Here is a 14881-nt window from a genome sequence, read left to right as displayed (position 1 = left end):
TTTAGCTATAATTCACGTCCTTGTTAAGAACTGCTTGTAATGCTACTTCTAAAAATGACCGAACGACGCTCAAAACTAGAGTTTAATAAGCTCCAAAAACGCCTTCGTCGCAATGTTGGAAAAGCCATCATGGACTTTTCTATGATTGAGGAAGGCGACAAAATCATGGTTTGTTTATCCGGCGGTAAGGACTCTTACACTCTGCTTGATATCTTAATGAATCTACAAAAGAGCGCTCCAGTAAAGTTCGACTTGATCGCTGTTAACCTCGATCAAAAGCAACCCGGATTCCCTGAGGAAGTATTACCGAACTATTTATCGACACTCGATATTCCTTATGAAATCATTGAGGAAGACACCTATAGCGTTGTCAAACGAGTGATTCCAGAAGGCAAAACCACCTGCGGCCTTTGTTCAAGGCTACGACGCGGCGTGATTTATGGCTGGGCAGAGCGTAACGGCATTACCAAAATTGCCCTGGGCCATCATCGCGATGACATGATTGAGACGCTATTTCTCAACATGTTCTTTGGTGGCTCGATGAAATCCATGCCACCAAAGCTAAAAAGCGACGACGGTAAACATATCGTTATACGCCCCCTTGCTTACTGTAAGGAAAAGGATATCGCCAAATTCGCGCAGGAAAAGCAGTTCCCAATCATTCCGTGCAACCTTTGTGGCTCACAGGAAAATTTACAGCGCCAAAATATCAAAATGATGCTACAAGACTGGGATCGTAAATACCCTGGCCGGATCGAAACTATTTTCAAAGCCATGAGCAACGTAGCTCCCTCACACTTGGCTGATACCGAGCTGTATGATTTTCAAGGCCTGACACAAGACGTCCTTAGCCAAAAATCGGGTGGCGATACCTTGTTCGACGCGCCTGATTTCTCAAGTCTGCCGATTGACGACAATGATGATGACGCAGAGACACAAGAGCAGCCAATCCAATTTGTAAACATCGGCTAGCAACTGAGTTTGATTGAAGAAATCTATTCGCCTCAGTTCTAATCCTTGTTAAGATGGTCGGATGAGTTAAACAACCATCTTAACAATGATTATGAAAGCACATTCAGCTGACACCCTTGAACAATTTACCCAAGACTTTCCTGTTGTACTTCCTATTCGCGTAGCATGGGGAGAAATGGACGCTTTTCAGCACGTCAACAATGTTAGCTATATCCGTTACTTTGAGAGCGCCCGTATTGCCTATATGGAAACGATGAAGATGGAAGCCAACATCAAAACCTCACCGGTTGGCCCAATTCTTGGCGATATCTATTGCCGCTACCGTCGCCCAGTGGTTTATCCAGACACCTTACACATCGGCACTAAGATTAGTGAGTTGAATGAGTTCGGTTTTGTCATGGAGTATCAAGCTTTTAGCGAAAAGCAACAGACGGTGACCACGTTAGGACACTGCAAAATCGTGATGATCGATTATCGCAGTAACCAAAAAGTAGCGGTCGAAGGTGACATGTTGGAAAAAATCCTAAAGCTACAACCTGAACTGAAATAGTCACGCCCTTATAATCCAGATTCCCGCTGCTGCGGGGATCGCCACTTCTCCCCAGACCGTCCCTCCACATAGCCTTACTAAAAAGACTCTCTAGACATATTCTGTAACGATTAGCAGACTTGCAGCACTTCCACTGCCCTACAATTCTGGTAGTATGTTGTGCTAACAAAATTCTAACTTCACAAATAAAACAGGTGTCACTATGAAAAAACTGGTTATAAGCTCAGTATGCTTAGCCGTTTTAGCGGCGTGTAATTCTGAACAACCTCAGAAAGAAACAGCTGCCACTAAGACTGAAGTACAGGCTAGCGAACAAAAAGTTACAGCTTCAGAGAAACAGGAAGCCAAGCAGCAACTTGTGTCAGGTATCGAGACTAAGTACATCGATCGTTCGGTTCGCGCTCAAGACGATCTGTTCCGCCACGTTAATGGTAAATGGTTAAAAGAGTTTGAAATCCCAGCGGATAAATCAAACTACGGCTCATTTACTAAATTAGCCGAGCAAGCTAAAAAAGACGTTCGCGCTATCATTGAAGAAGCGGCACAAACAAAAGCTGCTGACGGTACTGAAGAGCAGCAAGTGGGTGACTTGTTCGAAAGCTACATGAATACGGACAAACTTGAAGAATTAGGCACAACGCCGATACAACCCGAGCTAGACCGTATTGCTTCTATCGAAAACCTATCGGATTTGTCAGAATACCTCGCTTATGCGCAAATGGTTTCAACGTCGCCATTCAGCACATACGTTTATGTCGATGCGAAAGAGCCTGATAACTATATTACCCAAATGAATCAAAGTGGCCTTGGCCTTCCAAGCCGTGACTCTTACTTAAAAGAAGATGAGAAGAGCCAGAAAGTACGCGACCAATATGTTGAACACATCGCAAAGATGTTTGAGCTGGCTGGCGTTGAAGGTGGCGAAGATAAAGCCGCTAAAGTCATGGGCTTAGAAACGGCGATTGCACAAAAACATTGGCCAAAAGAAAAATTGCGTAACCCTGTTGCTCGTTACAACAAAATGAGCTTCGCTGATTTACAAAACACTTTGTCTAACCTCGACTGGGATCGCTGGCACGATAACGCCATGTTGGGTGATATCGACAATGTAATCATCGGCCAACCAGACTACTTCGCGGCCCTTAATGATATGTTTAAGGAAGTCCCGCTGGAAGACTGGAAGACGTATTTCCAGTGGCACGCGATTACGAATAGTGCGAGCTTTCTTAACGAAGCAATGGACAAAGAAAACTTCCGCTTCTATCAAGGCGTATTGAGTGGTGTTGAAGAACAAGAACCGCGTTGGAAGCGTGGTGTTAACGTTATCAACGGTACGTTAGGCGAAGTGGTTGGCAAAATCTACGTCAAAAAACACTTCAAGCCAGAAGCGAAAGAGCGCATGGTTGAGTTAGTTGAAAACCTACGTCGCGCATACGCTCAAGGGATTAAAGAACTTGAGTGGATGAGTGAAGACACGAAAAAGCAAGCGTTGGATAAACTCAGCAAGTTCACGCCAAAAATCGGCTACCCTGATAAGTGGAAAGATTACTCTGACTTAGTAATTAAAGATGACGATCTTTATGGCAACATGAAGCGTTCAGCATTAATGCAGGTTAAGAAAAACCGTGAAAAGCTTGGTCAACCGATTGATCGTACAGAGTGGTTCATGACCCCACAAACGGTTAACGCTTACTACAATCCTGTGATGAACGAAATCGTCTTCCCAGCAGCCATTCTACAGCCACCATTCTTTAACATGGAAGCTGACGATGCGGTGAACTACGGCGGTATCGGCGCGGTTATTGGTCACGAAATGGGCCACGGGTTTGATGACTCAGGCGCACAGTACGACGGTGACGGCAAACTTCGCAATTGGTGGACTGAGGAAGACTTAACAGAGTTCGAGAAGCGTACTGATAAACTCGTAGCACAGTACAATAACTTTACGGTTCTTGATGGTGTTCACGTTAACGGTGAATTCACTCAAGGTGAGAACATTGGTGACTTAGGTGGTCTAACGATTGCTTATAAAGCTTACCAAATCTCTAAAGACGGTGACAAAGCACCGGTTATTGATGGCATGTCTGGTGATCAGCGTGTTTTCTACGGCTGGGCTCAAGTATGGCGTCGTAAATACCGTGATGAAGAACTTCGTAAGCGTATTGACACGGACCCGCATTCGCCAAGCGAATTCCGTGCAAACGGTACCGTACGTAACATGCCTGAATTCTACGAAGCGTTTAACGTAGAACCGACGGATGAGATGTACTTAGCGCCTGAAAAACGCGTTAAAATCTGGTAGTTCTAACCTCGTTTAGAACAGAACAGTAAAAAAGCCAGAGCAAACGCTCTGGCTTTTTTTGTTTCTGCCAATAAATATTCCCCGAAGTTAAGCCGATAATTTCTGGCGCGCCTCAACCGCAGCTTCAACTAGATTCTTCAATGCAGGCCTAACCTGATCCCAATTACGGGTTTTCAATCCACAATCGGGATTAACCCACAACTGATCCACAGGAACATGCTTCGCCGCCAACTCGATCAGTTCACTGACTTCTTCTTTAGTAGGAATACGGGGTGAGTGAATATCATAAACTCCGGGACCAATCTCATTCGGATACTTGAAGTCATTAAAAATCTGCAACAACTCCATGTCCGAGCGTGATGACTCAATCGTTATCACATCCGCATCCAGTCGTGCAATGGAGTCTATGATTTCATTAAATTCCGAATAACACATGTGGGTATGAATTTGTGTCGTGTCCGCAACGCCGGATGCTGACAACCTAAAGGCATTCACCGACCACTCTAAATATTCTGGCTGTTCACTCTTTCGTAGCGGCAATAATTCACGGAACGCAGGTTCATCGATCTGAATAACATCAATACCGTGCTTTTCTAAATCCAACACTTCATCACGTAGGGCCAAGGCAATTTGATCCGCGATCTGTGGCGCGGGTAAATCTTCTCGCTCAAAGGACCACGCCAGAATGGTTGTTGGGCCAGTTAACATTCCTTTCACTTTTTTATGAGAAAGTGACTGAGCGTATTTCGACCACTCTACTGTTATCGCTTGTTTTCGCGACACATCACCATAAATAATCGGCGGTTTCACACAGCGACTACCGTAACTCTGGACCCAACCAAACTGCGTAAACGCAAAGCCGTTTAATTGCTCACCAAAATACTCAACCATGTCATTTCGCTCGGCTTCCCCGTGAACCAACACATCCAGACCAACAGCCTCCTGCTCATGAATCGCTTGTTGAATTTCCTTCTGTATCGCCAATGTGTATTCTTGTTCACTGATATCCGCAGCTTTAAAAGCACGACGCGCCTGTCGAATGGAATCCGTTTGTGGAAACGAGCCGATGGTTGTGGTTGCCAGAACAGGGAAGTTGAAGTGCGCTCGTTGTGCCAATTTTCGTTGAGAGAACTCTGATTGACGTTGGCGCAAGATGTCCGTGATATTGGTTGTTCGCTCTTGAACGTTCAGATCATGAACACGTGATGATGTTTTTTTCGATGCAACCGATGCATCACTCGCTTCCAGCGCAATTCTCACCGCCTCTTCGCCTTTTACTAATGCCGCGGTCAGATCAGCTATCTCCTGCACTTTCTGCTCGGCAAATGCCAGCCAGGACGTCAGCTCGGCATCAAGTTGCTGCTCACTTCTGAGATCCACAGGACTGTGAAGCAACGAGCAAGACGACGACAGCCATAAGTTATCGCCATAACGCGACTTAATAGCCCCCAGCGCCTTTAAACTTTGTCGTAAGTCGTTTCGCCAAACATTACGTCCGTTGACAATACCAACCGAGAGTACTTTAGATTTTGGCCAGTAATCAACAACCTCCGACAACTGATCAATCCCTCCGCTAACCACGTCAAGGTGCAAGCCATCAACAGGCAACTCCGCTACGCGATCAAACTTATCAGCAATATGGCCAAAATAAGTGGTTAACAATAATTTTACTTCTGACTCTGAACCAAGCTCAGTATAAGCCTGAGTAATCGCATTCAACCACTTATCATCAAGATCTAGGGCCAATATCGGCTCCTCGATTTGTACCCACTCAACACCTTCCGTTTTCAAGTGAGTCAATAATTCTTGATAAGTTTTCACTAATTTGGGTAGCAGGCCTAACTTATCAAACTCATTGCTAGCGCGCGCTTTACCCAACCACAAATAACTGACTGGCCCAATTAGCTGCAACTTTAATTTTGCTGAATATTGTTTTGCTTGCTCGATTTGCGGAGCCAAAAGATCAAAGTTAAGCGAAAAACTCTGCTCCTCTGTAAACTCTGGAACAATGTAATGATAATTGGTATTAAACCATTTCGTCATCTCGCTCGGCTGTACCTGCTTTCCCTCAGGAGCAGAGCCGCGAGCAATGCGGAAGTAATTATCCAATAAGTTATCGGCTTTGCCTGCTTCAAAACGCTCAGGTACAACGCCTAACAAGACAGACGTATCTAAGACCTGATCATAAAATGAAAAGTCACCGACGGTTAACCAATCGATTCCCTTGTCTTGAGCCGACTGCCAATTATTTTCACGTACTGTTGTGGCGACCTGTTGCAACTGTTCCTGTGAAATCTCTTTACGCCAGTATTGCTCCAGTGCAAATTTCAACTCTCTTTTTGCACCAACTCTGGGTAATCCTAATACATGTGATTGTGCCATTCTTCCATCCTCAACTCTATTTAGAACAAAAAGAGCCCGCAGGCTCTTTTCATATCAGTATCAAACATCACAAAGATGTTTAGACGTCTAAATGGCCATTATCATCATTTATCGTATAAAAGCAACCCTATTAATCAATTCACTCCAAATCGTTCAAATTATCAATACAAGGATGTATCCGAGCGCTCACTGCTCAGAATAGGTCACTCGGTAGATCTTCCCAAAACCATCATCAGAAATGAGCAATGATCCATCCGGCATCTGAATCACATCGTTAGGTCGGCCTTTGACTTCACCATCTACCAGCCAACCGGTGACGAAATCAGTTTGGGAGACTACTTTCTGCCCGTCTAAAGTTAAGTGCACCACTTTGTAACCAACCTTTGTACTACGATTCCAAGAACCATGCTGGGTCACAAACATCGTATTTTTGTACTTCTCAGGAAACATATCACCGGTGTAGTACATCATACCTAATGGTGCGACATGCGCTTGGAACTCCCAAGCGGGCTTGGTGAACATGCGATCGCCCAGTTTTTTACCAAAAGCGGGATCCATGAAGTCGTCACCATGAACATAAGGAAAACCAAAGAATTCGCCGAGCTCAGTGACATGATTCAACTCACAAGCGGGCTCATCGTCCCCCAACCAGTCGCGTCCATTGTCGGTAAACCACAACTCTTTGGTTTTAGGGTGCCAGTCAAAGCCAACACTATTACGCACACCGGTCGCCACGACCTCTCGCTCTATGGTGTCAGCATCAAGGTCAATACGGATGATTAAGCCATAACCTTCATCATCACAGACATTACAAGGCACGCCGATAGGGATATACAACTTACCGTCTGGGCCAAACTTGATGTACTTCCAACCATGATGACTATCATCGGGCAAGTTGTCATACACCACTTCCGGCTTTTTTGGATCTTTATACTGATTATCGATGTCGTTAAATTTTAAGATTTTATCCACTTCAGCAACATACAAATCGCCATCTTTATAAGCAATACCACTTGGCATGTATAGGTCTTCGATAATGGTATAAACCTTGTCAGCTTTAAAATCTCCATCGGTGTCTTCAACCGCATAAACTTTACCCGCTTTACGAGTACCGACGTAAAGCACTCCCGAGTCTGATAGGGCCATCTGTCTTGCCCCCTCAACTTCAGGCGCAAAGAGTTCAATACTAAAGTTCTCTGGAACTTCAGCGGCCTGTAGACCGAGTGATAATAAAGCTAAGCTGCAACTATAAAAAATCTTCAACATAAAAACTTCCCAGTTATAGGTTTAATAACAGACTAATACTGATGATATCAATAGGCAAGCACGTTCCGTTGAGTCAAAAAAAAGCGACCCAAAGGTCGCTTCTTAAAGGGTACTGACTACTTCAGGTGTTCTTCAAAGTAATCGGTGATCGTATTGAACACATGCGTCCGTGTTTTTTGCCCCCAAATCGAATGCTTACTGCCCGGGTAATTCATCATGTCGAACGGCTTGTTCGCGTCCTGAAGTGCCTTGAACAGCTTGGTACTATTGGTAAACAACACGTTATCGTCTGCCATGCCATGAATGATCATTAAGTCACCCTTTAAGCCTGAAAGGTAGGGAAAAACATTGCTTTGCTCATAGCCTTCTTTATTATTTTCAGGATGGTCCAAGTAACGCTCTGTGTAGTGAGTGTCGTACAAATACCAGTCCGTAACGGGAGCAACGGAGACACCAGCCTTGAATACATCAGGCTCTTTGAACATGCTCATAATGGTCATATAACCACCATAAGACCAACCAAACATACCGATCCGCTCAGGATCAACAAACGGTAACGTTTTAAGGAACTCAACACCTTTTACCTGATCGATAACCTCGACATCACCTAATTTACGGTAAATCGGGTCTTCAAACTTTTTACCACGGTTCCACGAGCCACGGTTGTCCAGTGAGAAAATCACGAATCCCCTATCAGCCATCATGTGGTGCCAATAAGTATTACGCGCTCCCCAAGTATTGGTCACACGTTGCGCGTGTGGGCCGCCATAAACATCAACCACCACTGGATATTTTTTACCCGGCTCCATATTGGTTGGTTTATACAAGCGGTAATACATGCTCTGGCCATCTTCAGCTTCAATCGTACCAAACTCAGGTTTCGGGGCTTGTTGATAATAGGTAAAGTAAGGGTGACTACTATCCAGTTGGTTCTGCTCCAGCCAGGTCACTAACTCACCATCAGCCTTTCTTAAACTGACTTGGGGAGGCTGCTCGACCGACGAGAAATAATCAACGAATAAAGACATATCTTTTGAGAAGCTGACACTGTGTACACCCGCTTTACCGGTAACTTTCTTAATATCACCTTTACCATTCATCGGTACAGAGTAGAGATGCTGCTCAAGTGGACTTGCTTTGTTGGCGTCAAAATAAACCAAGCCCTTCTCTTCATCAACGCCATATAGACTATCGACAACCCACTCGCCATCGGTGAGTTGATTAATCAGATTACCTTTCAAGTCATACAAATAGAGGTGGCGGAAACCGCTGCGCTCAGAACTCCAGACAAAGGCATTATGGCGCTTCAAGAAATAGAGATCCTTGGTCAGGTTAATCCAAGTTTTAGAGGTTTCTGTTAAGACTTCATGGGATTTTCCAGTTTCTGCATTAGCAAACATCAACTTTAGCGTCTGCTGATCACGACTTTGCCACTGGAATGACACACGCTTAGAATCGCGCAACCATTTTACTCGTGGGATATAGATATCGTTATTTTTACCCATCTCTTGTGGAGAAGTATTCACCCAGGTTGTCTCGCCACTCTCTAAATCCAACACACCCAGCTTGATCAGGACATTATCCGTGCCGGTGCTGGGGTAGCGCTGCTCAAATACCTCAAAATCTTCAGCATTAATTTCATAACGCTTTTCGATATTAACAGGCGACTCATCCACCTTAAGGTAAGCCACTTTTTTACTGTTAGGAGACCACCAGTACCCCGTTAAGCGGCCCATTTCCTCTTGCGCCACAAATTCAGCCATACCGTTTTTGATTGGCCCCTCACCATCAGTGGTCAGCTGGCGCTCTTTGCCCGTCTCGATATCCACCATAAAGATGTCTTGGTCGCGAATAAACGAGACGCTCTTACCATCCGGAGAAAGCTTTACATCCGTTTCGTAAGCATCCGTTTGCGTTAGTTGCTTGGTAGCTTCGCTGCCCGACTTGCTTAAGTCATAGACAAAAATATCCCCTCCGAGCGGGAACAAAAGGGTTTCACCATCGTCTCCCCAGTAATAGCTAATGATACCTTTAGCAAATAACCGCATGCGCTCACGACGAGCTTTTTCTTCGGCTGAAAGATTTTCTTCGCCCGGCATTAAGTCAGCGGAGTCAACTAACATCCGAGACTGCTTATCGGCAAGGTTGTACTCCCACAAGTCTAAGCGCTCTTGCTCGTCCTCTTTACCTTTAAGGAAGGTCACACGCTTACCGTCTGGTGATAACTTTACCGATCGCGGTGCTGGACCGGTTAATGAAGGATCAGCATAAATTCGCTCAACCGTTAACGGTACTGTTTTATTCTCATCAGCCTTGGCGTTACTCATAACTCCAGCACCTGCCATAGCCAATACTGCGCAACCCAATAAGGACTTAACATAACTCATAACCTTATATTCCCCGTGATTTTTAGATACCGCATCATAGAATTTACAGCCGTAACAATCAACGCTAACACCCGCTACATTTTTCTACTTTAGTGCCGGTAATGGCTAGTCTCAGCCTATTATTTATTACATAATGCGGACTTTATGTCAGTTCGAGAGTCATTATGCATACTGTATCCGGTCGCTGGCAATTGGGCCTTATGTTATCGCTTACCACGGTATTCCTGTGGGGGTTACTTCCAATCGCGCTGAAAGGCGTTTTGTTGCAGATGGACGCTGTAACCGTGACTTGGTATCGCTTCGCCGTGGCGGCAGTTTTCGTCTTTTTCTATATGGCGCTACGTAAACGAATCCCCAACTTTAGAGCAATCAAAGGCCTTATCGCTATTTTAATGCTGATTGCGATCTTTGGACTTTGTGCAAATTACGTATTCTATTTGTTTGGGGTCGATAATATCACCCCCAGTAGTGCGCAGGTAATGATTCAGACCGCCCCCATGTTCATGCTGCTGGGCGGTTTGCTCGTCTTCAAAGAAAGCTTTAACAAGTGGCAGTGGCTAGGCTTTGCCTCTTTTGTCATCGGACTGGTGTTATTCTTCAATATGCGCTTCGCTGAGATTCTGAATAATTTAGATGGCGCTTATACGGTTGGACTGTTTTGGATGCTTTTAGCAGCAGTAACTTGGGCCGCCTACGCTTTAGCGCAAAAGCAATTACTCAACACCTTTACCTCAAACCAAATCATGTTCATCATTTACATCACCAGCACCATTATCTTGGCGCCAATGAGTGAACCTGATCAGGTCATGTCGCTGAACGCTTTAGGCTGGGCGCTACTGATATTCTGTTGCCTCAATACCATCGTCGCATACGGCGCATTTGCCGAAGCTTTGGCTCACTGGGAAGCTTCACGAGTTAGCGCGATATTAGCGCTAACCCCTTTGGTCACTATCATGTCGATGAAAGTGGTCGCTTACTTCTTCCCTGACTACCTGCCCGATGAGCCCATGAATGCACTTAGTATTGTCGGCTCTATTATGGTGGTATTAGGTTCAGCCACCACAGCCATAGCCGGCAAGAAAAAGTCTAAAATACTTAAAAAGGCGCCTTCACCATAAAAAGTTAACAGTTTCAGGCACAAAAAAGTCTTCCTCTAGGAAGCCTTTTTTAGCGTTCAAAATTAACGAGAAGCAATGTACTCGTCAATCTTAGCTTTTAGGTTATTGACCCAGCGTGGATAACTACGATGAATGGTACTTCCATTGTAATCCAAGTTTTTACTATCCACATACAGGATACTATAGTCGTTTAACGTATACGGTATGTCCACTACAGCAGTATGCGCTCTTAGATGTAAAGTACCACGAATCAAACCTGGCTTAACAGCATCCATTTTCCAACCTAAAACCTGTCCAGCTCGGAGAATACTTAACTTGATGTCTTCAACCGTTTCATCCTCGTCAACTAAATATTCGATACTATAATTGTTTAAATTAGTGAGTGGGCGACTCGTATTACAAGCACTTAAAAATCCAACTAAAAGTATCGATAAAATAATAACTCTCATCATATTTTCCCTTTATCGTTATTTCACTGCTAAAGAAAAGCCTCCAAAAGGAGGCTTCAAAACTTTACTTTGGTTTTAAACCAAACTAGAAATTAAGATTTTTGTTTCTGAGCGCGGCATAAAGCTTTTCGAGAAAGGAGTTTACTGTTAGTAAACGACTGCCGCTGAAAAGCTTTATAACAAGGCTCAGGAGCAAAAAGATAATTTCTTATTTCTTTTTGCGCTGAGGAGGTAAATCAGTACAAACACCTTCGTACACCTCTGCCGCAAAGCTCACTGACTCAGATAAAGTTGGGTGCGCGTGAATGGTTAAGCCGATATCTTCAGCATCACAGCCCATTTCAATCGCTAAACCAACTTCTGCAATCAACTCACCTGCATTAACACCAACGATAGCACCACCGATGACGCGGTTGTTTTTCTTATCAAACAACAACTTAGTGAAGCCTTCTTTACGGTCTACGCCAATCGCGCGGCCTGATGCAGCCCATGGGAATTTGCCCACGCCGTAATCAATACCTTGTTCTTTGGCTTCTTTTTCCGTTAAACCAACCCAAGAAACTTCTGGGTCTGTATAGGCTACAGATGGAATCGTTAATGGGTCGAAGTAATGCTTCTTGCCAGCAATAACTTCAGCTGCAACGTGTGACTCAGCTGTTGCTTTATGTGCTAGCATTGGCTGGCCAACGATATCGCCGATTGCATAGATGTGAGGCACGTTTGTGCGCATTTGTTTATCCGTATTGATAAAGCCGCGCTCAGTTACTTCAACACCCGCTTTATCAGCATCAATCAAGTCACCGTTTGGACGACGACCGACTGCTGAAAGAATCATGTCAAATTTTTGCGGTTTTTCTGGTGCGTTCTTGCCTTCGAAAGTAACGTATAAACCGTCTTTCTTAGCTTCAACTTTAGTTACGCTGGTTTCCATCAAGATATTTTCGTACTTACCTTTGATGAACTTCTCTAGCACCTTAACCACGTCTTTGTCTGCCGCTGGGATTAGCTGATCAGCCATCTCAACTACAGTAATCTTTGCGCCTAGTGCACGGTAAACAGTGGCCATTTCAAGACCGATGATACCGCCACCGATCACCAACATATGCTTTGGAATATCGCGAAGCTCAAGAGCACCCGTAGAGTCTACAATACGGTCGTCCTCTGGTAGAAACGGTAGATCAACAACACGCGAACCTGCTGCGATAATAGCGTTATCAAACGTTACTTTTTGTTTTTTACCATCGTGCTCAACTTCAATTTCATTAGCACCAGTAAATTTACCGTAACCTTGAACCGTTTTTACTTTACGACCTTTTGCCATACCAGCCAAACCGCCCGTCAATTGCTTGATGACGCCATCTTTGTAATCACGGATTTTATCGATGTCTAGTTTTGGCTTACCAAAGTTAACACCATGAGCAGATACTTCTTCTGCTTCATCAATGACTTTTGCTGTGTGCAGCAACGCTTTTGATGGGATACACCCTACGTTCAAGCAAACACCGCCTAATGTGGCGTATTTTTCAATCAAGATCACATCCATGCCTAAATCAGCGGCACGGAATGCTGCGTTGTAGCCGCCAGGGCCACTACCTAAAACTACGACTTGAGCGTGTAAATTACTCATGAGTTCCTCTTTTCTATCTGAATTTAGAGTTTTAACTCTTAAATTTTAAGCGCTTATGTGGCGCGTATTTTACCTAATTTGGCCGAAAAATCATCAAACAATTCGATATAACGCTATGCGTTACAAAATTGTTCGACGTATATCCGCTAACATTTTCGACAAATGAACCGTAAAGCGTGCAGCCACAGCACCATCAATCACACGGTGGTCATACGACAAAGACATCGGCAACATCATGCGTGGCTCAAAGTCTTTACCATTCCACACAGGTTTCATTTGATTGCGTGATAAGCCAAGAATAGCCACATCAGGCCAATTAACAATTGGCGTAAACGAAGTCCCACCAATACCGCCTAACGATGAAATCGTCATTGAACTACCCTGCATGTCTTTTGCAGTAAGCTTCTTATCGCGTGCTTTTTCGGACATCTCAGCCAGCTCTTCTGCCAACTGATAAACCGACTTTTTATCCACTTCACGGATAACGGGAACCACCAAACCATCTGGAGTATCCACGGCGACACCAATATTGAAGTACTTCTTCAAGATCAAGGTTTCGCCGTCTGCCGCCAATGATGAATTAAAGGTTGGGAACGCTTTCAAGCTTGCCACCAGTGCCTTCATGATAAAGGCCAAAGGTGTTAAACGAACGCCTTCTTTGGCAGCCTCTTCCTTCATTGATTTACGGAATTTATCCAACTCAGTAATATCAGCCTCGTCATGCTGAGTAACGTGAGGAATCAGATTCCAGTTACGTTGTAGCGTGACACTACTAATTTTCTGGATTCGAGAAAGCGACTTTTCTTCAACCTCACCAAACTTTGAGAAATCAATATCAGGTAAGTCCGCAGGAGCGCCAGCACCGGTATTAGCAGTAGCTTTTGGACGCGATAACTCAAACTTAATGTACGATTGCACATCTTCTTTCATGATGCGGTTCTTGCGACCTGAACCTTTTATTTTTGATAGGTCTGCACCGAACTCACGAGCCAAGCGACGTACGGCTGGGCTAGCATGAATGACATCGCCTTCGCTGCGCTCAAATGGCTCAACCGTGACCGGAGCTGGCTTATATTCAGACTTCGGCATTGGCTCATCTTTAACGCTGGTTTCTTTCTCAGCTTTTGGCTCAGAAGCTTGCGCACTTGAGTCTTCTTCTGAACTCTCATCACCGGTATCATCAGTCACTTTCATGGTGCCAATTTGATCGCCATGACTGACTTTGTCGCCGACTTTAACCGACATCGACTCGATCGTACCAGCAAACGGAGAAGGCACTTCCATCGTCGCTTTTTCGGTTTCCAGCACGATTAAGCTATCGTCTTTTTCAACGTCATCGCCTTCTTTCACGCTGACCTCAATAACGTCAACGCCTTCTGAGTCGCCGATATCTGGGATCGTAATAGGCTCAGAGCGTGAGCCGCCGGAAGACTTAGGCTTACTTGCTTTTTGCTCACCTTTATTTTCAGCACTACCGGGTTGTGAGTCATCACTCTCAGTAGAATTATCTGAAGAGTTGTCTTCCGTTGATTCCGAGCCTGAGTCTGAATCAGACGAATCATCGCTTGATGACTCGCTGGCTTCAATCTTCAAGATCAAGTCGCCTTCAGAAACCTTATCGCCGACCTTGATTTCAATAGATTTCACCACACCGGCATCGCTCGATGGCACTTCCATCGTCGCTTTATCGGTTTCTAAGACGATTAAGCCATCATCAACGCTGATCTCATCACCAACGTTGACCAAGACTTCAATCACATCAACCCCACTGGCATCGCCAATATCGGGGACTTTTACCTCAGTTAAATTTGCCAAGGGAACCTCCTCC

At 44.7% G+C, this 14881-nt stretch carries 10 protein-coding genes; 4 read left to right on the top strand and 6 right to left on the bottom strand.

Going from position 1 to position 14881, the window contains the following annotated elements:
• Positions 1 to 54: 54 nt before the first annotated feature.
• From ttcA to ABD943_RS09415, 3 genes are all read left to right on the top strand, one after another.
• Entirely contained in the window at positions 55 to 972 is a 918-nt protein-coding gene (ttcA, locus tag ABD943_RS09425; RefSeq protein WP_425559474.1) for a tRNA 2-thiocytidine(32) synthetase TtcA, read from the top strand.
• Between the two features lie 91 nt (positions 973 to 1063).
• Complete coding sequence (locus tag ABD943_RS09420; RefSeq protein WP_345292935.1) at positions 1064 to 1522, top strand: acyl-CoA thioesterase; 459 nt, start codon at positions 1064 to 1066, stop codon at positions 1520 to 1522.
• A 202-nt stretch (positions 1523 to 1724) separates the two neighbouring features.
• Complete coding sequence (locus tag ABD943_RS09415; protein WP_345292934.1) at positions 1725 to 3824, top strand: M13 family metallopeptidase; 2100 nt, start codon at positions 1725 to 1727, stop codon at positions 3822 to 3824.
• A gap of 87 nt (positions 3825 to 3911) precedes the next feature.
• Here the strand turns inward: ABD943_RS09415 and metE are convergent, their stop codons facing one another.
• The 3 genes from metE to ABD943_RS09400 form a co-directional block, all read right to left on the bottom strand.
• Positions 3912 to 6206, bottom strand: coding sequence for a 5-methyltetrahydropteroyltriglutamate--homocysteine S-methyltransferase (metE, locus tag ABD943_RS09410; RefSeq protein ID WP_345292933.1), 2295 nt, complete (start codon positions 6204 to 6206; stop codon positions 3912 to 3914).
• Between the two features lie 186 nt (positions 6207 to 6392).
• The gene (locus tag ABD943_RS09405) at positions 6393 to 7472 is read right to left on the bottom strand and encodes a PQQ-dependent sugar dehydrogenase (protein WP_345292932.1); all 1080 of its coding nucleotides are present in this window, start codon (positions 7470 to 7472) and stop codon (positions 6393 to 6395) included.
• A gap of 116 nt (positions 7473 to 7588) precedes the next feature.
• Positions 7589 to 9817 (bottom strand): S9 family peptidase, encoded by a 2229-nt coding sequence (locus ABD943_RS09400; protein ID WP_345293370.1) that lies wholly within the window; start codon positions 9815 to 9817, stop codon positions 7589 to 7591.
• Between the two features lie 206 nt (positions 9818 to 10023).
• On the opposite strand from ABD943_RS09400, the gene ABD943_RS09395 reads away from it, so the two are divergent.
• Positions 10024 to 10977: a DMT family transporter gene (locus ABD943_RS09395; protein WP_345292931.1), complete on the top strand. Its 954-nt coding sequence runs from the start codon at positions 10024 to 10026 to the stop codon at positions 10975 to 10977.
• Positions 10978 to 11039: 62 nt separating this feature from the next.
• On the opposite strand, the gene ABD943_RS09390 is transcribed toward ABD943_RS09395, so the two are convergent.
• The 3 genes from ABD943_RS09390 to aceF all read right to left on the bottom strand — a co-directional run bounded on the left by ABD943_RS09390 (position 11040) and on the right by aceF (position 14868).
• The gene (locus ABD943_RS09390) at positions 11040 to 11429 is read right to left on the bottom strand and encodes a hypothetical protein (RefSeq protein WP_345292930.1); all 390 of its coding nucleotides are present in this window, start codon (positions 11427 to 11429) and stop codon (positions 11040 to 11042) included.
• Positions 11430 to 11634: 205 nt separating this feature from the next.
• The gene (gene lpdA, locus ABD943_RS09385) at positions 11635 to 13053 is read right to left on the bottom strand and encodes a dihydrolipoyl dehydrogenase (protein WP_345292929.1); all 1419 of its coding nucleotides are present in this window, start codon (positions 13051 to 13053) and stop codon (positions 11635 to 11637) included.
• Between the two features lie 120 nt (positions 13054 to 13173).
• On the bottom strand, positions 13174 to 14868 hold the full coding sequence (gene aceF / locus ABD943_RS09380) for a dihydrolipoyllysine-residue acetyltransferase (RefSeq protein WP_345292928.1): 1695 nt from the start codon (positions 14866 to 14868) through the stop codon (positions 13174 to 13176).
• Positions 14869 to 14881 lie beyond the last annotated feature (13 nt).

The sequence above is a fragment of the Kangiella marina genome (assembly GCF_039541235.1).
GTDB lineage: Bacteria > Pseudomonadota > Gammaproteobacteria > Enterobacterales > Kangiellaceae > Kangiella > Kangiella marina.
Note: the sequence above shows the minus strand (reverse complement) of the source record. Positions and strands in the feature narration are given on the sequence as shown.